The sequence below is a fragment of the Bartonella sp. B1098 genome (assembly GCF_944896145.1).
Lineage (GTDB): Bacteria > Pseudomonadota > Alphaproteobacteria > Rhizobiales > Rhizobiaceae > Bartonella.
Genome location: NZ_CALYLP010000002.1, coordinates 221,605 through 246,797, shown reverse-complemented (window position 1 = coordinate 246,797; position 25,193 = coordinate 221,605). Strand labels below are relative to the sequence as shown.

The 25,193-nt window shown below is 37.4% G+C and carries 18 protein-coding genes; 13 read left to right on the top strand and 5 right to left on the bottom strand.

What is annotated here, in order from left to right; genetic code table 11:
- Positions 1-52: 52 nt before the first annotated feature.
- The 13 genes from NNJ85_RS01050 (at position 53) to NNJ85_RS00990 (ending at position 16,332) form a co-directional block, all read left to right on the top strand.
- Complete coding sequence (locus tag NNJ85_RS01050; protein WP_254472864.1) at positions 53-289, top strand: hypothetical protein; 237 nt, start codon at positions 53-55, stop codon at positions 287-289.
- A gap of 18 nt (positions 290-307) precedes the next feature.
- Positions 308-976, top strand: coding sequence for a response regulator transcription factor (locus NNJ85_RS01045; protein WP_254472862.1), 669 nt, complete (start codon positions 308-310; stop codon positions 974-976).
- Positions 973-2,391, top strand: coding sequence for an ATP-binding protein (locus NNJ85_RS01040; RefSeq protein WP_254472860.1), 1,419 nt, complete (start codon positions 973-975; stop codon positions 2,389-2,391). The genes NNJ85_RS01045 and NNJ85_RS01040 overlap by 4 nt, the downstream gene beginning before the upstream one ends.
- A gap of 273 nt (positions 2,392-2,664) precedes the next feature.
- On the top strand, positions 2,665-3,441 hold the full coding sequence (locus NNJ85_RS01035) for a tetratricopeptide repeat protein (RefSeq protein WP_254472858.1): 777 nt from the start codon (positions 2,665-2,667) through the stop codon (positions 3,439-3,441).
- A 265-nt stretch (positions 3,442-3,706) separates the two neighbouring features.
- On the top strand, positions 3,707-4,186 hold the full coding sequence (ccmE, locus tag NNJ85_RS01030) for a cytochrome c maturation protein CcmE (RefSeq protein WP_254473875.1): 480 nt from the start codon (positions 3,707-3,709) through the stop codon (positions 4,184-4,186).
- 7 nt (positions 4,187-4,193) lie between these two features.
- Entirely contained in the window at positions 4,194-6,173 is a 1,980-nt protein-coding gene (locus NNJ85_RS01025; RefSeq protein WP_254472856.1) for a heme lyase CcmF/NrfE family subunit, read from the top strand.
- A gap of 1 nt (position 6,174) precedes the next feature.
- The gene (locus tag NNJ85_RS01020; RefSeq protein WP_254472854.1) at positions 6,175-6,645 is read left to right on the top strand and encodes a cytochrome c-type biogenesis protein; all 471 of its coding nucleotides are present in this window, start codon (positions 6,175-6,177) and stop codon (positions 6,643-6,645) included.
- Positions 6,646-6,817: 172 nt separating this feature from the next.
- Complete coding sequence (locus NNJ85_RS01015) at positions 6,818-8,329, top strand: Do family serine endopeptidase (RefSeq protein ID WP_254472852.1); 1,512 nt, start codon at positions 6,818-6,820, stop codon at positions 8,327-8,329.
- Between the two features lie 81 nt (positions 8,330-8,410).
- Positions 8,411-9,097, top strand: coding sequence for a response regulator transcription factor (locus NNJ85_RS01010; protein ID WP_254472850.1), 687 nt, complete (start codon positions 8,411-8,413; stop codon positions 9,095-9,097).
- A complete protein-coding gene (locus tag NNJ85_RS01005) occupies positions 9,094-10,476 on the top strand; it encodes a HAMP domain-containing sensor histidine kinase (protein WP_254472848.1) in 1,383 nt (460 codons plus the stop codon). Before NNJ85_RS01010 ends, NNJ85_RS01005 begins: the two co-directional genes overlap by 4 nt.
- A 75-nt stretch (positions 10,477-10,551) precedes the next feature.
- Entirely contained in the window at positions 10,552-13,497 is a 2,946-nt protein-coding gene (locus NNJ85_RS01000; RefSeq protein ID WP_254472846.1) for a bifunctional [glutamine synthetase] adenylyltransferase/[glutamine synthetase]-adenylyl-L-tyrosine phosphorylase, read from the top strand.
- Positions 13,498-14,285: 788 nt separating this feature from the next.
- Positions 14,286-15,113, top strand: coding sequence for an outer membrane protein (locus NNJ85_RS00995; protein WP_254472844.1), 828 nt, complete (start codon positions 14,286-14,288; stop codon positions 15,111-15,113).
- Positions 15,114-16,188: 1,075 nt separating this feature from the next.
- Entirely contained in the window at positions 16,189-16,332 is a 144-nt protein-coding gene (locus tag NNJ85_RS00990; RefSeq protein ID WP_254472842.1) for a hypothetical protein, read from the top strand.
- Between the two features lie 188 nt (positions 16,333-16,520).
- Here NNJ85_RS00990 and NNJ85_RS00985 read toward each other — a convergent pair whose 3' ends face one another.
- From NNJ85_RS00985 to NNJ85_RS00965, 5 genes are all read right to left on the bottom strand, one after another.
- Positions 16,521-17,411, bottom strand: coding sequence for a metallophosphoesterase (locus NNJ85_RS00985; RefSeq protein ID WP_254472840.1), 891 nt, complete (start codon positions 17,409-17,411; stop codon positions 16,521-16,523).
- Between the two features lie 901 nt (positions 17,412-18,312).
- Entirely contained in the window at positions 18,313-20,409 is a 2,097-nt protein-coding gene (locus NNJ85_RS00980) for a hypothetical protein (RefSeq protein WP_254472839.1), read from the bottom strand.
- Positions 20,406-23,204 carry a DUF4159 domain-containing protein gene (locus NNJ85_RS00975; protein WP_254472837.1) on the bottom strand — a complete coding sequence of 933 codons (2,799 nt, stop codon included), beginning with the start codon at positions 23,202-23,204 and terminating at the stop codon, positions 20,406-20,408. The genes NNJ85_RS00980 and NNJ85_RS00975 overlap by 4 nt, the downstream gene beginning before the upstream one ends.
- The gene (locus NNJ85_RS00970) at positions 23,201-24,112 is read right to left on the bottom strand and encodes a DUF58 domain-containing protein (RefSeq protein ID WP_254472836.1); all 912 of its coding nucleotides are present in this window, start codon (positions 24,110-24,112) and stop codon (positions 23,201-23,203) included. Before NNJ85_RS00970 ends, NNJ85_RS00975 begins: the two co-directional genes overlap by 4 nt.
- Entirely contained in the window at positions 24,113-25,144 is a 1,032-nt protein-coding gene (locus NNJ85_RS00965; RefSeq protein ID WP_254472835.1) for a MoxR family ATPase, read from the bottom strand. It lies immediately after the preceding gene.
- Positions 25,145-25,193 lie beyond the last annotated feature (49 nt).

Sequence of the window (25,193 nt, the reverse complement as noted above, 5' to 3'; positions counted from 1 at the left end):
TTATTTCTTGTATCTTATCAGAAGATTAAGAAGATAGGTTATTGAAATATCTATGATGAAAAAATTTTTCTTGTTCGTGATAATAGCATCTTTTTTAGGAGCCGATTCTGTTATGGCTGCTGGTTGCGCTGAGATGGGTAAGAAGGTTGCAACTCAGGAGGAGGGGGTTCTCGTCCGTTCAAAACTGGTTGTTGAGGATGGAAGAGATATGTGTGCAATTGTAGTTGTTATTCCAGCCCATAATGGTGAAAAGTTGCGACGCGTTGAGGTTGTGGTTCCCGCCGATTAGCATTTGGTAGATATTGTCATGCGTATTTTAATTGCCGAAGATGATCGAAATCTCAATCATCAATTGGTAGAAGCTGTAAGACGTGCAGGATATGTTTCCGATAGTGCTTTCGATGGTGAAGAGGCTTGTTTTTTAGGCAGCACAGAGTCTTATGATGCGGTAATACTTGATATAGGTTTACCGCAGATTGATGGTATTCGTGTTGTTGAAAAGTGGCGTCAAGAAGGGCGCACCATGCCTGTTTTAATGCTAACGGCACGAGATCGTTGGTCTGATAAGGTACTCGGTATTGATGCAGGGGCTGACGATTATGTTGTGAAGCCATTTCATTTGGAGGAAGTGATGGCGCGCTTGCGGGCACTTATTCGTCGTGCGACAGGACATGCAACAAGTGCCTTATGTTGCGGAAATGTTTTGTTGGATACAAAGACATCCCGTGTTTTTGTGGATGGTCAATTGATTAAACTAACCTCTTATGAATTCAGACTTCTTTCGTATCTGATGCATCATTGTGACAGGGTCATTTCAAGAACAGAGCTGACCGAACATCTTTATGATCAGGATTTTGATAAGGATTCAAATACAGTGGAAGTTTTTGTAGGGCGGTTACGCAAGAAGCTTGGCGTGGATTTGATTGAGACTATTCGAGGTATGGGATATCGCGTGAGAACGCTAGGTGATGAATGAATGTTTTCAAAGAGGATAATTGGTTTCAGAAGTTCTTTTTTGTCATTACGCGATCGCTCAGTTTACGTGTTATGATCTTATCAACTCTATGGGTTGTTATTTCTCTTTTATCAATTTCTGCAGTGAGTATTTTATTTTATAAGCGTTCAACTGAAGAAAGCCTAGAGCGTATCCTTTCTGCTCAACTCTACAGTTTGATTGCAACAGTAACGGTGTCACCGGAAAATACTTTGAAAGGAGGAGCTGGAATTGATGATATTCGTTATGCTGATCCAACAACGGGATGGTATTGGGAAGTTGTTGCGATATCCCATAATTTAAAAGGAAGATTGACTTCCCCCTCATTGGGAACAGGAGAGATCTTTACACCCAGCGATGTTGATATACCTTTTGACAATAAATTCTTTCGCTCTTATCGGATAAAGGGAAACAATGGCCAAAAGCTAAAAGTCATAGAGAGTGATGTTGTTCTTGATAGTAAAAATCATATTGCACGTTTTCGGCTTGTTGGGAATATTGATGAAGCGCATGCTCAAGTAAAGGAATTTAAGCGAACTTTGCAAATTTTTCTTTGGAGTTTTGGTATTGGGAGTGTTCTGATTAATATTGCTCTTATTTTCTTTAGTTTTCAACCGTTGAAGCTTATTCGACGCGCATTGAATGATATTCGAGAAGGAAGAGTTCACTATGTGAATAGCGATTTAGTCAGCGAAGTGATGCCGCTTGTTCAAGAGATGAATGCTCTCATTAAGAATAATCAGCGTATTATTGAGCGATTTCGCACACAGGTTGGTAATCTCGCACATTCATTGAAAACACCTTTGTCCGTGATTATGAATGAGACAGATAAGATGCGCGGAGAAAAGGCTTGTTTGTTGAGAGAGCAAACGCAAATCATGCAAGCTCAAATCAATCGTTATCTTCAGCGGGCGCGGATTGCTGCACAATGCGATAGTATTGTCTATCATACATCTGTTCGCAGTGTGGTTGATCGTTTAGTGCGGGTTATGAAAAAGCTTAATCCTGACAAACAAATTGAATTTATTATGGATGTTGATGATATTGTTTTTTCTGGTGAAAAGGAAGATTTAGAGGAAATTATAGGGAATTTGATTGAAAATGCTACTCAGTGGTCTCGCGCAAAGGTGTTGATCTCTTGTTGTTTAGAAGAAAACATTGAAGAAGAAAAATATTTTAGTATCTTTGTTGAAGATGATGGTCCTGGTTTAACAGAAGATAAAATTGATGAAGCGTTAAAAAGAGGGCGACGGTTTGATGAAAGTAAACCGGGAACAGGTTTAGGGTTAGCAATTGTTTCAGATATGGTCAATGAATATGGAGGCACTCTCTTTTTATCGCGTTCTGTCTTGGGGGGGCTGTGTACAAAAGTTTTATTACCCAAAATGGGAGAATAACATATTTTCTCATTAAGCAGAAAATATCTAGAGAGTTTGTAAAGAAACATTTAGACAATACAAAAAATGAGGGAGGCATTTCAGAAGATCCGTATTTATAATCAAAATATGAAAATAAAGCCTTGTTTGATCTATTGAGAAATGAGAAAAATGAACAATAGATTTTATGATATTCTTTATAAAGAAATAATTTTTTATCATTTCACATTACTCTTCTCGTGAAGAGGGTAAAGGTAAGCGAATTATCTTCTGTTTGTATTGGAAAAAAATGATATGCTCTTCCTCATTTTTGCAGCATTTTTTCTCACTTTTCTGGCAATAACTCTTTTTCTTTCACTACGTTTTGATGATGGGGTAAAGAAAAAATGGCAAATTCAGACCATGGATGGTTATAGAAGTTATATCCATACGGTTGAGTCTTATAAGCTTTATAGGCATTATAAAAAAAGAAATATTCTTAAAACGCTTAGTGTTTTGTTTGTTCTTCTTATGACGTGGAGTATCTATGGGCTAACAGGTAATCCAGAAGTAAAGAGTTATTTTTTTAACGAATTAATGGCTAAGAATCCTAAACTTCTCAGTAAGCAAGAAAAACTTGTTCGCCTGCAAGTGCTTTTTTTCCGTTCTCCTTATGATGGCGAATTAGCAGATGCGTTAGCGGTAGGGTATCTCGAAGAAAGCCATTTTCAAGAAGCTGTGAATACTTATTTAGATGCCCTTCGTTTGAATGGAGAAGCAGCACCAAGGCTTGTAGGATATGGTTTAGCGTTGGTTGGTTATGAAGGGGGAGTGATAACGCAAGAGGCACAAAGAGCTTTTCAAAAAGCAGCAGATTTAGCGCCAACAGATTTTTATCCGCGTCTCTTGTTGGCGGATGCATTTCATCAAGCTGGAAAAACGGCGCAGGCAGTGCAGTTTTTACAAAGTTTTCTTGATACAATGCCTAAAAATTTTGCAGGACGCTCACGGGTTGAAAAGATGATGATACAGTTACGTGATTCATCAAGTAAACCGACAAAGAAAAGTGATCGTCGTCAATTAGAAAGATAAGAGAAGTAATCATTCTGGAAGAGGAAGGGATAGGTAAAGGAGGTTGAAGAGCAGAAATGAAGAATGTCAAGAACCAGCCCAGGTTGTTATAGAATAAATAAAAATTAGGATAAAAACTAAAAAAGGGAGAAAAGTATTGATAAGCGTGTTGGCAAAGGTGAGGTATTGGATAAAAAGTTGCACCTATAGAAAAGATGTGCAAAGCTCTTAAAAAATAAAATATGGATGTTTATAAATGTATTTAAAATTTTTTCGTAGAGTGTTTATAAACAATCAATCTTTAAAGAATTCTGTTTCGTTGAAGCTTATTTTAAAGCAGCGAAAAAAAAAGCGCTTACGGATCATCTTATTGTGTTGTTTGATTATGGCAATTGCAGTAAGCCTTCTCGTATATGCAATGCGTCATGCAGTCAGTTTTTTTAGAATGCCCTCTGAAATTACAAAAGAAGATATTTTAACGGGGCGTCCTTTGCGTTTGGGCGGCTTTGTTGAAAAGGGGAGCGTTCAATATGTTGGAGAGAGTGGTGTTATTTTTTTTGTAACGGATAACACAAAACATGAAAAGGTAATTTTCAATGGTGTTTTCCCGGATCTTTTTCGTGAAGGTCAGGGGGTAATTGTAGAGGGGCATTTTGATAAACAGGGTTTTTTTATAGGGACGCGTATTTTAGCAAAACATGATGAAACTTATATGTCTAAAGAAACCGCAGATCGCTTGAAAAAACATTACAGTGTGGAGAAATAATTCGATTGTGTTTGTCGAACTGGGGCATATTTTTTTAGCTGCTGCATTTGCCGTAAGCTTATTAGAAGCTTTCTTACCTGCTTTAGGTTTTTGGAGGCAAGAGCGTTTGTTAATGCAAACAGCTATCCCCCTCACATATATCACTTTTACATTATTGCTCTTCTCTTTTTTAGTGCTGATTTACGCTCATGTTGTCTCTGATTTTTCTGTTTTGAATGTTGTTGAGAATTCTCATTCAGAAAAACCGATGCTCTACAAAATCACAGGTGTTTGGGGCAACCACGAAGGCTCTATGTTGTTATGGATTTTAAGTCTTACTTTTTTTAGTGCATTAGTGGCCTTCTTTAGCCAAGATTTGCCAGAAGATTTTAAGACACTTATTTTAATTTGCCAAAGTTGGATTACAAGCGCTTTTCTTTTATTGATTCTTTTTGTATCCAACCCATTTTTACGTGTGAATCCACCTGCATTACAGGGAAATGATCTCAATCCTCTTTTACAAGATATCGCATTAGCGATTCATCCTCCCCTTCTTTATTTAGGTTATGTTGGTTTTTCACTTTGCTTTTCTTTTGCCGTTGCAGCATTGATTATCGGGCATATTGATAGGATTTGGGCGCATTGGGTTCGTCCTTGGCTTCTACTTTCTTGGTGTTTTTTGACATTGGGGATTATGGTTGGCTCCTATTGGGCTTATTATGAGCTAGGATGGGGAGGGTATTGGTTTTGGGATCCTGTTGAAAATGTCTCGTTTATGCCTTGGCTTTCCGGAACAGCTCTTTTACATTGTACTCTTGTTCTTGAAAAACGAAGAATATTGAAAAGTTGGACTTTGTTTTTAGCACTGCTGACTTTTTCTCTTTCTCTGATAGGAACATTTCTTGTTCGCTCTGGTCTTTTAATATCTGTTCATAGTTTTGCTGTTGATCCAGCACGGGGAAAAGCAATTCTTGCACTTTTATTTTTCTTTACGGGAGCAGCTTTTCTCCTTTTTGCTTTGCGCATCCCTCTTTTAAAAACAGAAAGAGTTTTTCAACCAATTTCGCGTGAAGGGTTTATTGTTTTAAATAACTTGTTACTGACAACAATAACAGCCACAGTATTAATTGGTACGCTCTATCCTTATTTTATTGAGATGTTAACAGGGCAAAAAATTTCTGTAGGAGCCGATTTTTTTAACCTTACCTGTGGACCGCTCATGCTTTTGCTGTTGTTGCTTGTTCCGTTTGGGTCAATGATGGCATGGAAACGGGGTGATTTTCTCGCAGTTTCTGAACGGTTGTGGTTGGTTTTTGTCTTGGTTGGTATTGTCTGTTTTATAATATTTTATATGACATCTGTGCGTAATATTCTCGCAGTTTTAGGCATTGGGCTCTCAACGTTTGTTTTTTTAGGCAGTTTAGCGGATCTGTGGGGAAAGAGTGGATATCACAAGGTAACTTTTGGGGTGCGGGTTAAGAGATTTATAAGATTACCATGGTCTGTTTTTGGTGCTGCAATGGCGCATATGGGACTAGGCGTTACATTATTTGGTATTATTTGTGTGGCAAGTTTTGGTCAAGAACGCATTTTAACCATGAACATAGGAGAGTGGGTGACGATAGCGGATAAAACACTTTATTTTGATGCCGTGGATAATCGTTTTGGTTCGAATTATTCGGCAATGGAGTTTTATTTTAAAATATATGAAAATAAAAAAATCGTGGGCCATATCACAGCTTCAAAGCGATTTTATTCAAGCCAAAATACATCAACAACGGAAGTTGGTCTTCAAAATTATGGCTTATCACAGCTCTATATTGTGCCGGGACATCTCGATAATCGGAGTCTTGTTGTGCATATATGGTGGAAGCCTTATATAATATGTATTTGGTTAGGGGCATTCATGATGGCTATGGGCGGATGTTTTTCCCTTCTGGGATATTGGTTTCGCACTGGAGCCTACAAGAGGGTGTTGCTTACTTTAAATTTTAGGAGAGGACATTGAGATGAAAAAAAATCTTTGGCTTTTATGTTTTTTAATCGCAATGTTTTCTTTTCGATTAGCGATAGCAGTAGAGCCGGATGAAATTTTAAAGGATACAGCTCTTGAAAAGCGCGCGCGCGATATTTCATCGCATTTACGGTGTCCGGTTTGTCAAAATCAATCAATTGATGATTCAGATACTTCTCTAGCACGTGATTTAAGGCTTTTAATTCGAGAAAAACTAAAAATAGGCTATAGCAATCAGCAAGTGATTGACTTTCTTGTTGAGCGATATGGTGAATTCATTCTCTTAAAACCGCCATTAAATAAAACAACTTGGTTTTTATGGTTTTCACCTTTGATGATTATCATCATTGGTGCAAGTGTCATATTTTTCCAGTTAAAACGGTATAAGCGTGAGAAAATAATGATTGTAAATGCAACGGGGAAAAACAGACAAAAACGCTATTGTAGTCAAAAAGATATTACATAGAGGGAAAAATTTAGCTCATCTGCAATAAGCAATCAACTTTATTGTAAATGGTATTGGTGGATACTAAAATCTTACAAAACTTTAATAATTTAGACAGAAAACGGTAAGGTCTGGTATTTTATAGGTGATCAGATTGGGATAGAAAGTATGATTGAATAGGAGCATAGAGTAAATGTTAAAAAAAACTTTCTTTAAAACATTTGTCGCAGTAAGTTTTTCCGCAGTATTGGAGAGTGCACTGTTTTTTAGTGGATGTACAGCAAGCTTATGGACGACAAAGGCTCATGCAAGTTCTGTATTTACTTCGTTAGTGCAACAACAGGGATTTGCAGATATCGTTGCTCAAGTGAAGCCAGCGGTTGTTGCGGTGCAAGTAAAGAGCAATAAAAAGAAAGCAGATTGGTTCTTTAGCAACTTTTTTAGTAGTCCAGGGATTGATCAATTACCAGATCAACATCCTTTAAAAAGGCTTTTTAAAGAGTTTTATGATTTTGATAAGCCTAAAAATAAATTTCCCCATCATTCACAAAGACTCCGTCCTATCGCTTTTGGATCGGGTTTTTTTATTTCGTCTGATGGTTACATTGTGACCAATGATCATGTGATTTCTGAAGGCACAAGTTATTCTGTTGTTCTTGATGATGGTACAGAATTGAATGCAAAGCTCATTGGGAAAGATCCAAAAACTGACCTTGCAGTCCTAAAAGTAAATGACAAAAGAAAATTTTCCTATGTTGATTTTGGAGATGATTCAAAGCTTCGCGTTGGTGATTGGGTTGTTGCTATTGGTAATCCATTTGGCCTTGGTGGAACAGTGACAGCAGGGATTGTTTCGGCCCGTGGACGAGATATTGGTACCAGTAGTTATGATGATTTTATTCAAATTGATGCTGCTGTTAATAGAGGAAATTCGGGAGGTCCAACTTTTGATTTGAATGGCAAAGTTGTTGGCGTTAATACAGCGATTTTTTCTCCTTCAGGAGGCAATGTGGGGATTGCTTTTGCTATTCCGGCAGGGACAGCGAAACAGGTTGTGCAACAGCTTATCGAAAAAGGTTCAGTTCAACGTGGTTGGCTTGGGGTTATGATTCAGCCAGTAACGAAGGAAATTTCTGATTCGATAGGTTTGCAAGAAGCGAAAGGTGCTTTGGTTACAGATCCATTAAAAGGACCAGCAGCAAAGGCTGGTATCAAGGCAGGTGATGTTATTATTTCAGTGAATGATGAAAAAATTAATGATTCTCGTGACTTGGCAAAGCGTATTGCAAATATGAGTCCGGAAGAAACTGTGACTTTAGGGATTTTTAGATCCGGTAAGGAGAAAAAGATCAAAGTTAAACTTGCTGCAATGCCTGAAGATGAAGGTAAGAAAGAAAGTTTAAAATATTTAAATGAACGGGGTAATTCAGATGAAACATTGGAAGATTATGGGTTAATTGTTGCTCCTTCTGAGGATGGTTTAGGATTGGTTGTAACAGATGTGGATTCGGATTCAGATGCTGCCGATAAGGGAATCCGCCCAGGTGATGTTATTGTGACAGTGAATAATAAACCGGTTAAAAAAGTCTCTGATATTATCAGTACAATCGAAAATGCTCAGCAGTTAGGACGAAAGGCGATACTTCTCCAAGTGCGAACAAATGATCAAAATCGTTTTGTCGCTCTTCCAATTTTCAAAAAATAGCACTTTATTATCAGTGGGACAGAGATTTTATAGATTTCTGTCCTACAATGCAATTTTATAACAATAACGGAGATGCGTTTTATGAAAATACTCGTTATCGAAGATGATCGTGAAACAGGACGTTATCTCGAAAAAGCTTTTTTAGAGGTCGGGCATTCCGTTGATGTTGCCTATGATGGTGATACGGGATACGCTTTAGCTGAAACAGAAAATTATGATGTTATGGTTGTTGATCGGATGCTTTTGCATCGTGATGGTCTTTCTATTATTTCACAATTGCGTGCTAAAGGCAATGAGACACCGGTTCTTATCCTTTCAGCTTTAGGGCAAGTCAATGATCGTGTGACGGGTTTGCGTGCAGGGGCGGATGATTATTTGACAAAGCCTTATGCTTTTTCTGAACTTCTTGCGCGTGTTGAAGTATTACAACGGCGGAAGAATCCTAAAGAAGCAGAAACTGTTTATTGCGTAAGCAATCTTGAGCTTGATCGGTTAGCCCATACGGTAAAACGGGGTGATAGAAACATTCTATTGCAACCACGAGAGTTTCGTCTCCTTGAATATTTAATGCGCTATGCGGGGCAGGTTGTTACCCGCACGATGCTTTTGGAAAATGTTTGGGATTATCATTTTGATCCGCAAACAAATGTTATTGATGTTCATATATCGCGCTTGAGAGCAAAAATTGAAAAAGACTTTGATGTTCCACTTCTTCATACGGTGCGTGGTGCTGGATATATGCTGAAAGCACCAGATAACAAAGCATGAATCGTTTGATGAATATAATGCGCACGACTGCGCTAAGGCTTTCAGCACTTTACATTTTATTGTTTGGATTGGTGGCAACAGGTCTTTCTATTTATATGACAGCATTTTCTGCTTCTCTGTTAAAAGAGCAGACAGAACAGGCTTTACATGAAGAATTAAAGTATATTGAAAATGCTTATAATTATGGGGGGCTCTCTTTATTAATGCGTACGATAGATTATCGTTCAAGACAACCAGGGGCATTTCTTTATCTTGTTACGGATCCTATGGGGCGTATTTTAGCAGGCAATGTAGCACGTATTGAATTAGGTCTTTTGCAACAGAGTGGTTTTATTTCTACTTCCTTTTTGTATTCCCGTTTTGGAGAACATGGCAAAACAAGTGAACATCGCGCTTTGGCGGTTGTTTTTGATTTACCTAATGCTATGAAAATCCTTATAGGACGCGATTTGGATGAGCCCGAACGTTTTGCGGCGGTTATTCGTAAAGCTGTAATCATTGCACTTGCTGCAATGGTGGGAGGTGCTTTACTCATATGGTTTTTTGTTGGCAGGAGAGCTTTACAAAGGATTGATCAGGTCACGGCAGCATCACGGCGCTTGATGGATGGTGATTTCAGTGGGCGTTTACCGGTTTCTGGGGTAGGGGATGAGTTTGATCGATTATCAACGAATCTTAATGTTATGTTAGACCGCATTGAAGAGTTAAATATTGGTTTACGTCAAGTATCAGATAATATTGCTCATGATCTAAAAACACCGTTAACACGTCTTAGAAATCGTGCTGAAGAGGCACTTTCGGGAAATAAGACAAAGCTTGAATATCGTCAGGTCCTTGAGAGTGTTATTGCTGAATCAGATCAACTTATTCGTACGTTTAATGCGATTTTAATGATTTCACGCATTGAAGCAAGCAGTGCAATTGAGCATCTTGAGATGATGAATATGAAACTGATCCTTGAAGATGCTGTTGAACTTTACGAACCTTTTGCTGAAGAGTCAGGTATTTTACTTCAGTTAGGAGATATCTTTGATAAAGAGCTTAAATTGAATCGTGAACTTGTTGCGCAAACAATTTTTAATCTTATTGATAATGCGATTAAATATGCTTCTAAAGATGGAGGGAAAGCGAAGGTTTGCTTATCAATGGAATATCGTGATGAACATTTATTAGTTGTTGTAAGCGATAATGGTCCAGGAATAGCAGAGGATAAACGTGAGAAAGTAACAAAACGATTTGTTCGTCTTGAAGAAAGCCGTACACAACCTGGTTTTGGGATTGGTTTAAGTATAGCAAAAGCAGTTATGAAGCTACACGGGGGTGAATTGTTACTTGAAAATGCAAATCCAGGACTTAGAGCTGTCTTGTTATTTCCTTAAAGATATTTTTTTACTTTTTTATTTTCATACGGAACGACTATTTTAAAAGTATAATGCAATAGAAAGGAAGGCAAAATGCTTTTCAAGGGAGATCAGACGAAACAAGCTTTTTTAAAAACACAGCTTCTCCCTTTATGCCCTCTCAATGAAAGTGGTTCCCAATGGTTAAAAGACATGGCAGCACAAGCAAGGAAAGAAGGTTTAGAACCGCTTGTTTCCATCATTTTAGAGAATGGAACGCAGATTAATTTTATCCGTTCGGTTATGACCTTATCTCCTTTTTTGCGTGAGGTTTTAATTGCTAATCCATCATATCTTAGTCCTTTATTGCATGTTGATATAGAAACAAGGATAAGCGAAATTATCGATGATATTACGGTTATTGATAAGGAGAAATCTATCAATGAAACTTCATTGATGGCTGCTTTAAGGTGCAAGAAACGAGAGGTGCATGTCCTCATTGCTTTAGCTGATTTGAGTGGTGTTTTTACTTATGAAGTTTCATGTGCTTGGTTGACACGTTTGGGTGAAGCAGCATTAGGTGTAGCATTGCGTTTTCTTTTAAGAGAAGCGCATGATCATGGTAAGCTCAATTTGCTGAGCCGTGAGAATCCAGAAAAAGACTGTGGTTTAATCATTTTAGGGATGGGAAAATTAGGAGCAGGAGAACTTAATTATTCTTCTGATATTGATCTTATTGTTTTCATTGATGAAACGTCTCCTCATATTGGTAATCTTTCTGAAAGTGTTGATGTATTTTCTAAAATGGTACGCCGATTAATCCGTATCATTCAAGAGCGCACGGCCGAAGGATATGTTTTTCGTCTTGATTTTCGTCTTCGTCCAGATCCAGGATCAACACCTTTGGCTTTACCAGTAAGGACTGCTTTGCGTTATTACGAAGGGCGTGGACAAAATTGGGAACGAGCCGCTATGATTAAAGCACGTCCAGTGGCCGGCGATAAGAGAGCAGGTTTTAATTTTCTTAAAGAGCTTTTTCCCTATGTGTGGCGAAAATATTTAGACTATGCAGCGATTGCTGATATTCATTCGATCAAACGTCAAATTCATGCGCATAAAAGTTACGGTCAAATTGCTGCTTATGGCCATAATATAAAGTTAGGTCGTGGTGGTATTCGTGAAATTGAATTTTTTGTTCAGACACAACAACTTATTGCTGGTGGACGTTTTCCTCAATTACGTGGCCGTCAGACAGTTGCAATGTTAGCAGAACTTCACACGCTTGGTTGGATCAGTGAGAAAACGCGAGATAGTCTTATAAAAAGTTATGCTTTTCTAAGAAATGTAGAACATCGTATTCAGATGCTTGCGGATGAACAAACGCATCTTCTTCCAAATGATATTTCTCAATTCACGAGTGTTGCTTATTTAATGGGCTATCAAGACAGGAGCAGTTTTATCCGTGATTTATTAAAAACACTTCAGGTTGTTGAAAAACACTATGCAGCACTGTTTGAGAATGAACAAGAACTCGGTTTAGAAACTGGCAATTTAGTTTTTACAGGAGAAGGAGATGATCCGGAGACATTAATAACATTAAGCCGTTTAGGTTTTGAAAGAGCGAGTGATATTTGTCGTATTATGCGCACTCTTCATTGTGGTCGTTATAGAGCAACGCAATCCGCTGAAGCGCGTGAGAGATTAACAGAATTAACACCAGCTCTTTTGAAAGCTTTTGGTGCAACAAAACGAGCTGATGAGGCAATGTTGCGTTTTGATAGTTTTTTACAGGGCTTACCCTCAGGAATTCAGCTTTTTAGTCTTTTGCAGTCTAATCCCTCCCTTTTAGATATGCTTGTTTTGATCATGGGGGCTGCGCCACGTCTTGCGGAAATCATTACACGCAGATCTCATGTTTTTGATGGAATGTTAGACCCTAATATTCTTTCAGAATTGCCCACAAAAACTTATTTAGAAAAACGACTTGAATATTTTCTTGAAGATGTTTCCTCTTATGAGGAAATTCTGGACCATTTAAGGATTTTTGCAGATGAGCAACGTTTTTTGATTGGTATTCGAATTTTGAATGGTACAATTACAGGAGAAAGAGCAGGTTTTGCTTTTACTGCGCTTGCTGATCTTATGATTACAAAAACATTTTCTGCCGTTCAAGAGGAGTTCTCTCGTCTTCATGGCCGTATTAAAGGGGGACGTGTGGGCATATTGGGAATGGGAAAGCTTGGAAGTCGTGAATTAACAGCCGGTTCGGATATTGATATCATTTTGCTTTATGAACACGATGATGATGCAGAAATATCTGATGGAGAAAAGCCTCTTTACATCCCTCAATATTATACGCGTTTAGCACAGCGTCTTGTTTCTGCTTTATCCACACTGACAAGCCAAGGTGTTCTTTATGCCGTTGATTTAAGATTACGTCCCTTAGGCAATAAAGGACCTGTTGCTGTTTCTTTTCCATTTTTTAAAAAATATTATCGTCAAGAAGCATGGATATGGGAATATCTTGCTTTAACAAGGGCTCGAGGCATTACAGGAGATTCTGATTTTTTACAAAAGCTAGAAAATGAAGTGTGCACAATTATTGCTATTTCTCGTAATAAGAATGAAGTTGCAAGAGAAGTATGTGAAATGCGTTCTTTGATTGCAAAAGAAAAACCACCAAAAAATCAATGGGATTTTAAAACGATGTCTGGTGGCATTGTAGATTTGGAGTTTATCGCTCAATTTTCTCTTATTACGCATGTCATTGAGTTTCAAATTGGGGCGACGACAGCCGATATTTTAGATCACTTACCAAGTAGTTTTCTTAATCAGTCATGTATTGCTGATTTACATTATGCCTATCGTCTCTATACAAATTTGAGTCAAATTATACGGCTTTGCTTAAGTGATCCCCTTGATCCCAATGATATGCCACCTGGATTAAGTGACCTTTTGTTAAAGAGCGTTGGGGAACCTGATTTGCTTCGTGTTGAAAAATTAATTGCAGAAACTGGGCAATTGGTCTGTTCAATTTTTACAAAAATTATAAAAGATTAAATATCTTTTATCATGATTTTATGAAAGTACTGGATGTAATTTTCAGATAAAACCTAAACAGATATTATAGAATAATAAAAACTTTTCATTCCCTTTTTATATATTAATTTTGATATTTCATTATACGCTATACCTTGAGATCTTTAGAGAGTAAAAATTTTTCTCTACTCGTTTCTCAAGTGTAATGAAAGAACTTTTCTGTTAAATGAACTTATTCTAGGCATTATTCTTCATACAAAAATCAATGGATTGATGACTTTTAGTAAATAATACTCTTTGTGAGCTTAGCTTATGGGTATGATAGAAGCATATAGCTCATTTATAAAGCAGCAGTCTATCAGATACACTTATGAATTGAGAGATCTTCAACACAAGAAGATGTGCAAGAGTGTTTTTATCACACAGATTTAGATAAAATCTTATAAAGATTATGGCTATATATGACTTCTTATAACAGGAATATTACGAAGATATTTAAGTAAATAAGATAAAAGTTTTGTTGATTATCTCTCTCAGTTTTCAAAAAATTAATATTATAATTATTGATATAATCCTGGATAATAATGGGAAATATGAATCTATAAAAGCCAATAGAGATTAAATAACTAAAGAGAAATATAAAGAGTATTTAAAATTTTTAAAATATTATTTATTAAAAAAATAATTTAATATTTAAATATAAACTTTAATTTTTTATAACTGTGTCATTTTTGCTATAGATTTTTTGCAAAAAATGTGAAACGATTCACTATTATTTACTTATCACATTAGCTTTTAGGGGAGCAATTATGATTACAAAGTATTTAGTTTCAACATCTATCTTTTCTTTAATGTCAATTTCTGTATTACGGGCAGCGGATGCTATTGTTCCTGAGCAACATGTTCCTGTTATTACAGCGCCTGCTTTTTCTTGGACAGGGTTTTATATTGGAGGACAGATTGGTTACTTTTCAAGTAAAATTAAAGCAAGTTATTTAAAAAATGAGAATGCAGGACAATGGCTTCCAATTGGAAAGGAAGATTTACCTAAACTTTCCGGTTTTATTGGTGGCATTTATGCAGGTTCCAATATTGATATCGACAATAGTTTTATTATAGGTATTGATACAGATCTCATGTGGTTTAATAAAAAGGGTACAAAAGATCATAATTCGCCACAAGAAGATAAAACCGAAGAATCAGCATCAAAATCAAAAATTATAACAGTAGGTACTAGTGATGATGAAGATCATTCGGCAGCCTCTGATAGAGTGGTGCATCACACTTTAAAACAAAAATGGGCTGGTGCTACACGAGTAAGATTTGGTTTTTCTTTTGATCGTTTGATGCCTTATGTGGCCGGAGGTGTTGCTTATACACAGCTTAGCAACATAATCTCTAACAAATCTAATACGGAAAATAAGGCGAGTGATCTTGCTCATTTAGTGTATGACGAAAAAAAGACCATGATTGGTTATACTCTTGGGGGGGGGATTGATTTTGCAATGACTGATAATATTCTTTTGCGTGCAGAATATCGTTATTCAGATTTTGGTAAGAAGAAATTTGTGCAAGATAAAGTTGAAATGGGCTACAAGACAAACGACTTCCGTGTAGGGGTCGCTTATAAATTTTAATTTTTTGCAGAATTAAACAATTTAAAAGCCTCATTTTAAAATGAGGCTTTTATTTTTCAAGTAGGTACTGGTAAATCTCCTCTATTGAGGAAAGGTACTATTTTATTTGGACAATAGTTTGATTTATAAACAAATTACTATTTCATGTGGAATAATAATTCAGAATATCGTAGAATTCTCTCATTTAAAATCTATTCCACCTCGAAACAATCAAAATCATTTGTCTGTAGGTTACAGGCTGGGAAAGCCTGTGCGTATAAAAACATTAAGGAAAGAATAAAAATATTTTTTATGAACAGTCTCAAGAGTTAAAGATTGTCCCAACATTAGGGGGCAAAGTGTGTAATGGTAGCAAATTTCTTCTTCATAAACGCAAAAATATGGGGCTTAATGGGACTTTACCATCAAACCATTCATGGGAGCCGTTGTGAAAGGATTTGAGTAGCAAAGATGCTTCTTTAAAATAAGCACGTGAATAGGCAATCCAATGACATTCTCTTGTATTTGAAAGACCTCTTATACAATTAAATTTTCTATTTTGCGTTATCATAAAATATTTTATTTAATAACAAAAAAATCGCATAAAATCACATCCACAAGATAACTCAATAATAATAAAATTCATACTATAATTTTATTATTATTAGATAATTCATGCTTTATTATAGATAATAATACAATAATAATAAAGATCTATAAAATGATTTAGGAAAAAAATAGATAGAAAATTAGAAATTTATCGAGACATAAAAAGCATTATTCTCTATGTTTATTATTAAATGAGAAGCTATGATTTTTTATAAATTTTTCAAATATTCGATAATAACTGTCACGTATAATAGTAGGGGATCATTTCAAATCTATTGGCCATAAATCAATATCATTTTTTATGAATTACAGGGGGGGATGGATTATTGAAATTATATGTTTTAGTTATTATTAAACTTTTTATCGTCATTGATATTTAGGGATGGAAACTAAATGCGGTTCTCTATATCCTATAAAATATCATGATTATAGGGGGATGAGAATTTTTCCTATGAGATCCTTTAGAGAGTGCGCGCGATGAAGTGTAATGGCAAGGTTTGTAGAACTTTGTGAAGTTAAGTCATATGCGCAATCAGCAGGTGGAACCCGTACGAAAATAATCCGAATTATTTCTAGATCAGATAGGCGAGAAAGCTTTGCCCTTAAGAATGGGAAGGAAGTAAACCAATGAATTTTTAAAGTGAGCCACATAAGAGGGATGGCCAATGGAGCTCTCTGAGAGAAATTGAGCATCGACAAAGAAGGTAGAGAGTTTTTTCTTGTTAAGAGAAGGAGGGCAATAAAATTATGATTTATGAAAGGGAGGATATGAAGTGAAAATATTTTCGTTTTTTGTTTTTTTGACAACTTTGGAAGTGTTTAAAGATTAATTGTTTCAGTACAGGCGATTTCGTTTTGGGGACTGATAACGCTATAACGTTGCAATTGACAGTGCCATTGATTTTGTAAGCGTTCAATGGAAAATAAGTTAAAACCCGCGGGTGGTTTTTTATCACCAAAAGCTTGTGATGCGGAAGGAACACCAACAATAGGAATTTTTTTAATTGGTCCTTCAGTCCACTTCAATGTGGGTAAATGAGTATGCCCGTGAAGAATAAGTTCGCAACCGTGGTGTTTGATAACCTCTAGAAAACGTTTTGTATCTCGTAGTTTTTTATGCCAAGATGTTGCTTTGGGAAAAGGGGGATGGTGGATCATGACAACACGAAAAAGGTTGCGCTGTGCTGCTTCTTTTAAAAAGTGCGGTAACGTTTGCGCTTGCATTTTACCAAAATAACCAGAAGCTTGAAAAGGTGGAGTCGCAATGGCTGAAGAAGCAGCTATGATGGCGACATCTTCGCGAATGCGCATATAAGGAAACGGAAAGGTACTTTTTTGAGGTATGTCCCCTGTGATCCAAGGTTTAAAGAGCATACATGCTTTTTGGAGGGCTCCGCGGACATAGGCATCATGATTTCCAAATATCAAAGAAATATCTTGAGGTTGTCCTAAGGTCAGGAGCCAACGACGCGCTTGCTCAAATTCCTTATCAAGAGCAAGATTCACAAGATCACCAGAGATCACAACATGATCAGGCTTTGTTTTGTTCAAGGCATCTATTAAAGTTTCGAGGACATTTGTTGCCATTTGACTCTTACGTTTTTTTTGCCAATTTAAGTAACCGGTAAGACGCTTTCCAGAAAGTTCAAAAAGGGAAGGTTTCGGGAGAGGGGAAAGATGTATATCCGATATATGGGCAAGATAAAACATAAAAGCTCGTAGAGTATTAAAAAGGATTTAAAGAATCAGCATAAGATAAGTTGGTGCTTAAAGGCAAGAAAGATTGTAAAAGGAAAAATAGCTTATTGAAAGTAGGAGAAAATTCGAAAATTCTTTGAAGAATTGATGCTGTATTGTATGTCTTATGACAAAGGACAGCATAATACAACAGACCATTCTTGGCAACCGATATGTCTTTTATATGATGGGATAAACTATAAAATGATGGTCATAAAGTTTTAAGACTTTTAAACAGCTTTTATACGAACACACATTATCATGAAAAAATCTAATCTTTCAGTGTAAAATGCAAAAGAATATATTGTATTTATCAAGAATTTTTACGGTTTTGTGCTGCCATATATCGTTTTTAATGGGAGATGTTTTTCACGCAAAACAAAACGCCTTAAGAGGAATATTCCAAATAAAATATTGTGTTGTCCATTCACATATTTTTTTGAAAAAATATTTTCCAGTGCCTTTGATCTCATTTAACGAAAGTTTTCAATATTATGAAAAACCTCGTTTATAAGGTTTATTCATGAACCAACATCTTTACGCTCATACAAGGTGTAAACCAAAACAGTTATATTATCCCATCAAAATTTTATAAAAACCCTTGTTTTAAGAAGATTCTTAAAAGGTATTCTTTTCTTCAATGGTTTTTATCCATGCAGCACCTCTTTTAAGGATGTGCAAAAGAATGATTTTAATTGATTGAATATGAACAGGATTACAAATAAGGAAAACCCTAACGGGAATAATAACTCGATATGAAGAAGTGGTAAATTATTCAATGATAAGTCAATATCTTATCTCATTGTAAAAGATAAGTAAATACACAAAAAGATCAGCTTAATTTCAAAATGATTTTACAAAATCTCAGGATTTTTTAACGGCCTTCACGATACCACATGCTGCTCAACAGTAAAAGACAAACAAGCAGGGCAAAAAAACCAGAAAATAACGAAAAATAAAAGGTATTGATTAAACGCGTTTCTGTCGCTTCTTTCAAAATAATTGAATGTGCTGGGGAAGATAATGGGTTTATTTTTGATTGAATGAGCTTGAGTGGAGGAAGATGAATGTTTTCTTTTCCCTCAGGGTGTAAACGTCCGATGTAGCCACCCGTGTGCTTAATAATGGGGGTTAATTTTTCTTTTGTTGAAATTAAATCAAACAATTCAAGATTATCGAGCATCCCTACAGAAGCAAGTATTGTTAAATCGTCATTTTTGATGGTAAAAATCCCTGTCTCATCAGTGGCTACAGTTGTGGAGAAGAGACCTTCTTGCTCTTTAGTAAGGATGATCTTTTGTTTTTTTCCAGAAGGAAAAGTTATTTCAGCGGGTTCTGGACGGTCTTTCAGAGTTTGGCGGCGAATTGTTAAATGATGATGGTTGCTGGTCGCACTTAATTTTTCTTCCTCAAGTTCTGGTTCTTTCATGAGCCAATGGGCAATTCGGCGATAAAGAGCCGCATAAGGACCACCACCTTCAAAACCTCGTGCCCAAAGCCAACTTTCATCGGAAAGCAACATACCTACACGCCCTTTATCAACATGGGAAAGAAGTAAAAGTGGCTGTTCATCGGCGCCTTTCATGAGCGCTGTGCCTTTGTATGTATCTTGAATAGCAATTTGTCGCAGCCATCGCCCCCATTGAGAAGCTGGAAGATTAAGCGTTGCAAGATCTCTTGAGACAGGATGACGTTCGCCTTCTTTGGTTAACGCTGGGCGAAAAGGTTTTTCAAGAATAGTTCCATTGGGCAATGCCGGTAGAATGCTTATTAAAGGTGTTTTTGCAAGTGAGTTTTTTTGGATAAATTCAGGTCCTGTTACCATTAGCAATGCACCACCCTTTTGTACATATTGGGCGATATAATCATAATAGATTAAAGGCAAAACGGCAGAGTGCTGGTAACCATCAAGGATGATGAGATCAAAGTTATTAATCTCTTCAACAAAGAGCTTTCTTGTGGGAAAGACCACCAAGGATAATTGGCTTAAAGGGGTATTATCTGCTTTGGTGGGGGGACGCAAAATCGTAAAGTGAACAAGATCAATATTGGAGTCACCTTTCAAAAGATCACGCCATGTCCGTTCTCCATTATAAGGGGCACCTGAAATAAGAAGAACGCGTAAATTTTCTCTGATTCCTTCAATGGTTGTTATGGCGCTGTTATTTTCAATGCTTACTTCACCTTTATAAGGTTCAGTTGTTGCTTGGATAATATTTTTTTCAGCATGGGGAAGGATAATTTCAGTTTGAAAAATAATACCAGGAGTCACAGAATAATGGCCAACTTCTTGTCCATTGACGCTGAGTGTCATATTGGCTTTCTGTGGTATTGTTTTTGGGCGGACTCCTTGATCTTTTACCAAAATGGAAAGCCTTTGTGGTTTGTTGACAAGAGCAAAGCGTGGAGGAGAAATAAACTTGATTTGACGATCAAATTCATCTGAGCGTCCTGTGATCAGAGCATTAAGAGGGGCTTCATGATGAAGATCTGATAGGTCAGGAATGTCATGTACTTGTCCATCAGTGATAAAAATGCTTCCTGCATAACGAGAGGGTGGTACATCAGAGAGTGCTTGTGTTAAAGCATCAAACAAATTTGTTGATGGGGCATATTGGTGATCAGCCAGTTTTCCAGCTTCAATAAAACGTGGTTCAAATTGTGGATAATGCGCCAATGTTTTGATTAATTGCGCGCGCGCTTTATCACTGTCATCTATCCGTGTTCCAAAAGTTTGGCTTTTGCTGCGGTCAATGACAATGCCTACTGTGCTTTTTAGCGGTTCGCGCTGTTCTTTGATAATCATTGGATTAAGCAAAGCAAGAATGAGAGCACTCAATGCCATCAGACGAAATAAAGACCCTTGACGTTGTGTAACAAGACCAAAAACGACAAAAAGAATGGATATTCCGCTTAACAGCAGAATCCAAAAGAGAGGTAAAAAAGGCTGAAAAGTGAAAAGTGGTATCATTGCCTTCTTTCTCTTTTAAAGCGTTCCAAGAGTGCTGGAACATGAATTTGATCTGCTTTATAGTTTCCAGTAAGCACATAAAGGACAATATTTAAGCCTGCGCGAAATGCCCATAGACGTTGCATTGGATCATTGGGAACAAGGGGATATTTCCATGTCCCTTTTTCATCGAGTGCCCAAGCAGCAGCAAAGTTATTTGCGGTGATGAGCAGGGAACTTACATTATCGCCGCTGGCAAGAGAATTTTTATTTTTTTTGTTCGTTGATGAGGATTCAACCCATAAAGGTGAACCACGGTAGAGACCAGGAAAATCTGGCATAATATAAAAGGAACGCGCAACAACATGATCTGTTGAGGCTGGCTCAATGGAGGGAATGTTTAACCCTTTTAAGATGGTTCGTAATCTCTGCGTTTCTGGAGTGGCATCTTCTTCAAGATTAAGATTGCTTTTTATCTGATCGCGCGTGTCAAATAAAATGGTTCCTCCATGTTTCATAAAGTTATTTATTTTTTCAAGGCTTTTGGGGGTGAGTATAGGACTCTGAACATCAATTGGCCAGTAAATAAGAGGATAAAAGGAGAGTTCATCTTTATCGAGATCAAGTGCTCTAACAGAGCCGGGGGTAAGCATTGTGCGCTCTGCGATAAATTGACTTAAGGCTTCTAGACCACTTTTACTCGTTGTATCAATTTCATGATTGTTGGTTATAACGTAGGCAAGATGTGTTGCACCAGCGGCTTGCACACTATCATGATGATTTTCTGTCGTTTGCGCATGAAGCCTTGAATCATATGAAAATAGGCCAATCAGAATGATGAGAGGAAAGAAAAACAGATTACGCCGTTTATGAAAAGAAAAAATACCTCCCATCCATAAAATGAGAAAATGATCAAAGGCAAATAATAAGAGGGCTAATCCTAAAAGGGGACCGATAAGATTTTTTTCTTTTGTATCGTAAGATAAAGGGTTCTTGTTAAGAGAAGTTGGCAATGATGATTGCTTCATCAAGCGCGATGAATCAGTTAAGAGATTAAGCGCATAAAAATTATTTTTGACACCATAAAGCCCTGGGGGAGTATGATAGGAAGGACGAGGCGGATTTTGAGTGTCAAAGACCAGTGGAACAACATCAGAGGAGGGTACTTGTAATTGTCCATCAGCGGCTATGGTTCGCCAAGGATTTTGTACCCTTGTTCTTTTTTCTCTGTGTGTTGGGTTTGTGTTTTCAAAAGACCCTAATGTGATTAGTTTTTGCAACATTTGTGCAAAAAAACCAGAAAGAGGAAGATTAGACCATGTAGGGTCAGGGGCAATATGAATGAGAATAAGGGTTCCTTTCCCACGCTTTGCTGCGGTAATAAGAGGGGTTCCATCTGAAAGACTGAGCCACGTTTTTTCGAAAAGATCTGGAGTTGGTTCTGCGAGGATTTGGCGCGAGATAGTAACATCTTCTGGAAAAGGAAAGTTAAAGAAAAAGCTATTTTTTGCAAAAGGGGCAATTTTTTGCGGTTTTGTCCAAGACATAATATTCCCGAGAGAACGTTGCCCTTGACGCAGCGGTACCGGAAGGAGACTATCGTAATGTTCTGCACTACTGAGTTTTTCTCCTGCAAAGCGGATGAGTGTCCCCCCTTTATTCACAAAATCAGAAAGCTTTTTTTCTGCTTTTTCAGGGATATTAACTATGTCACCCATAATGAAAACAGATGGATTTTGTTGAAGTAAATGATCAATATCTGTTGAAAGTTCTCTTCCACCGGAAGTTATAAGCTGTGTATGACCTTGTAGTGCTTTGATAATATAATAAAACGGAGCAAGTAAAGGCTGGGTCATTTCGTTGGTATCGGGAGAGAGAAGAGCAACACGGCTTATCCTGCTATGGCTGTCTACTAAGAAAGTTGCAGCAGCATGGTTTTGCTTATTGACTTTTATCCAAGCGATATCGTTGCGCAGTTCAAGGGGGACATCAAAAGGAATAAGTGCTGTTGTTTCGCCTACAGAGAAATTTTTCGTAAATTGACCAAGAAGTTGATTGTGTGAATCGTAAAGGCTGAGTGTAGCGGGCATCGCATCGTGTGTTGTTGAGCGAATAATACGCGCGACCATATTTCCATTGCTATTTTCTATAGATGTTATGCCGATTAAATCAGAAATATCAGCTAAATACCACAAGAAGTTTCTAGGTTTTAATTCTTCAAGTAAAGCAAAAGTTTGCTCATCGTCATTCGTTTGTAATCCATCGCTTAAATAAGCAATATCAAGAGGCTTTCCTTTGTTTATTTTACTGAATTCTTTTAAGATATGCACACGATTTACAGGCCAAGGACGCGGTTGCAAATGCATTAAATGTTGTTTTATAACCTTTGCTGGTTTGGGTTCCACATTGGAGATATCATTCTCAGCCGTTGCAACAAGATAAATATTTTTTTGCTGTTTTTCTGCCTGTACAAGGAGCATTTCAGCGATAGAGATACGTTTTTTCCATTCTTTTACAGATGCCCACCCATTATCAATAATGAGCGCAAGGGGTTGAGATCCAGAAAAGCTTATTGGCTTTTGATTCCAAGTAGGGTGGGCTAGAGCGATGATAACCAGTGCGGCTATGGTTAAACGCAACAAGAGCAACCACCAAGGGGTATGTTTTGCTGTTTCCTGCTGATGGGGTGATTTGGGTAAGAAGCGTAAAGGAGGAAAAAGCTCTTTCCGTGGAGGTGGAGGGGATATCCGCAACAGCCACCACATGATCGGTAGAAATAAGAGCCCTAATAACAGAAAGGGAGCAGAAAAACTCAAAGTGCCCTCCTTTTTTGCAATGAAGAGTCGCCCATTGTATTTACAAGATGCAAAATGGTTTCTGTTAAAGGTTGATCTGTTGTACTGACGTGATAAGACCACCCTTGGCGTGTGCAAAAATTTACCAATTCTTGTCGACGTACTTGATATAGCTTACAATAGCTCTTACGAAGATTTTCTGCTTTTCCAAAAATGTGTTTTTCTTTCGTTTCAGGATCAAAAAATTCCGTATGACCTGTGTAGGGAAAACTTTCTTCTGCAGGATCAGCAATTTCAATTAAATGAGCTGTCACCTGTTTTGTCGATAAAGGAGTTAAATGTTGGATGACTTTTTCAGGATGATCGAGAAAATCACTCATTATAATGGCATGTGAAAAGTGTGTAATCGTTGAAAAATCGGGAAATGAATTTTCATCTGAATGATTTTCTAAAGCAAATGCTATTCGTTCTACGACATTGGATGTCATTGTGGGGGGTACTAAGTTGGGAATAGCAATATGTTCGCCACTACGTGCTAGAAGTGATGCCAAGGCAAGGGTTAAAATAATGGCATGATTGCCTTTAGAGATTTTAGAAAAGCGCGAACAGTAATGCATTGATGGGCTCTGATCAGGCCAAAGCCAAACGGTTTGTGTCATTTGCCATTCATGCTCACGGAGATAGGTATTTTCATCACGCGCTGAGCGACGCCAATCAATGCGGGTAATGGATTCTCCTTCCATATAGGGGCGAAATTGCCAAAAATTTTCTCCATTACCGCGTTTGCGTTGACCATGCCATCCGGTTATCAGTGTATTGGCAATATGACGTGCTTGTAAAAGGAAATATGGCATTTTCCCATTATCCTTATACAGCTCTTTTGCCAGCGACAATGGAGGTTTTTGTAAAACTTTTTTGCCAATAGCCATTTAAAGGGCATCTTTCACAAGGTTATTGATAATATCTTTCACTGTTATATCTTCAGCACGAGCAGAAAAATTAAGCGCCATACGGTGCTGTAATACAGGATAGGCCAAAGCTTCAACATCATCAAGTGAAGGGGCTAAACGCCCATAATAAAGAGCACGCGCACGAACACAAAGTGAAAGAGCTTGTGATGCGCGCGGACCAGGTCCCCAAGAAACATAAGTATTGGCAAGGATATTGTCTTTATCAGGGCGGGCTGAGCGGACAATTTTTAAAATAGCTTCGATCACATTTTCTGAAAGAGGCATTTTGCGAACGATATTTTGAATTTTTTGCAATTTTTTGGCGGATAAAATTGCTTTTGCATTTGATTTTTTTTCTTTTGTTGTTTCTAAAATGATCCGCCGCTCTGTTGTAAGGTCAGGATAGTCAATATCAATTTGCATCAAAAAGCGGTCGAGTTGAGCTTCAGGAAGTGGGTAGGTCCCTTCTTGTTCGAGAGGATTTTGCGTTGCAAGAACATGAAAAGGTTGTGGTAAATCATAACGGGTTCCTGCAACGGTTACATGATACTCCTGCATAGCCTGTAAAAGAGCTGACTGTGTGCGTGGAGAGGCACGATTGATTTCATCAGCCATGAGAAGCTGCGTGAAAATGGGACCTTGAACGTAGCGAAAAGAACGCTTCCCTTCTTTATCGGAATCCATGATTTCAGAACCGATAATGTCCGATGGCATTAAGTCTGGGGTAAACTGGATACGTTTTTCATCAAGTCCTAAAACGGTTCCCAATGTTTCCACAAGACGTGTTTTTGCAAGCCCCGGAGCACCGACAAGAAGAGCATGACCACCAGCAAAAATAGCTGTTAAAGCATATTCAATGATATGACTTTGCCCAAAAATAACTTTGTCAATTTCTTGCTGTATAATATCTAATTCTTTGTGTGCCGTATCAATATCCTCAATAATGACTTGGGCCTCCTGTTTGTTATTAACCTTTTTCACAGAATTAGATGCTGGATCACGGTGACTCATATTTTTTCCTTAAGGCGTTTGTCGCAAAAATGGTAATTTTCTCTGCACA

What these genes read in the sequence shown, in the direction of transcription:
- NNJ85_RS01015 (WP_254472852.1), top strand. Translation starts at nt 6,818, where the DNA reads ATGTTAAAAAAAACTTTCTTTAAAACATTTGTCGCAGTAAGTTTTTCC.
- NNJ85_RS01040 (WP_254472860.1), top strand. Translation starts at nt 973, where the DNA reads ATGAATGTTTTCAAAGAGGATAATTGGTTTCAGAAGTTCTTTTTTGTC.
- NNJ85_RS01045 (WP_254472862.1), top strand. Translation starts at nt 308, where the DNA reads ATGCGTATTTTAATTGCCGAAGATGATCGAAATCTCAATCATCAATTG.
- NNJ85_RS01010 (WP_254472850.1), top strand. Translation starts at nt 8,411, where the DNA reads ATGAAAATACTCGTTATCGAAGATGATCGTGAAACAGGACGTTATCTC.
- NNJ85_RS01000 (WP_254472846.1), top strand. Translation starts at nt 10,552, where the DNA reads ATGCTTTTCAAGGGAGATCAGACGAAACAAGCTTTTTTAAAAACACAG.
- NNJ85_RS01005 (WP_254472848.1), top strand. Translation starts at nt 9,094, where the DNA reads ATGAATCGTTTGATGAATATAATGCGCACGACTGCGCTAAGGCTTTCA.
- NNJ85_RS01020 (WP_254472854.1), top strand. Translation starts at nt 6,175, where the DNA reads ATGAAAAAAAATCTTTGGCTTTTATGTTTTTTAATCGCAATGTTTTCT.
- NNJ85_RS00965 (WP_254472835.1), bottom strand. Translation starts at nt 25,144, where the DNA reads ATGAGTCACCGTGATCCAGCATCTAATTCTGTGAAAAAGGTTAATAAC.
- NNJ85_RS01035 (WP_254472858.1), top strand. Translation starts at nt 2,665, where the DNA reads ATGCTCTTCCTCATTTTTGCAGCATTTTTTCTCACTTTTCTGGCAATA.
- NNJ85_RS00970 (WP_254472836.1), bottom strand. Translation starts at nt 24,112, where the DNA reads ATGGCTATTGGCAAAAAAGTTTTACAAAAACCTCCATTGTCGCTGGCA.
- NNJ85_RS00980 (WP_254472839.1), bottom strand. Translation starts at nt 20,409, where the DNA reads ATGATACCACTTTTCACTTTTCAGCCTTTTTTACCTCTCTTTTGGATT.
- NNJ85_RS00990 (WP_254472842.1), top strand. Translation starts at nt 16,189, where the DNA reads ATGGCAAGGTTTGTAGAACTTTGTGAAGTTAAGTCATATGCGCAATCA.
- NNJ85_RS00985 (WP_254472840.1), bottom strand. Translation starts at nt 17,411, where the DNA reads ATGTTTTATCTTGCCCATATATCGGATATACATCTTTCCCCTCTCCCG.
- NNJ85_RS00995 (WP_254472844.1), top strand. Translation starts at nt 14,286, where the DNA reads ATGATTACAAAGTATTTAGTTTCAACATCTATCTTTTCTTTAATGTCA.
- NNJ85_RS01050 (WP_254472864.1), top strand. Translation starts at nt 53, where the DNA reads ATGATGAAAAAATTTTTCTTGTTCGTGATAATAGCATCTTTTTTAGGA.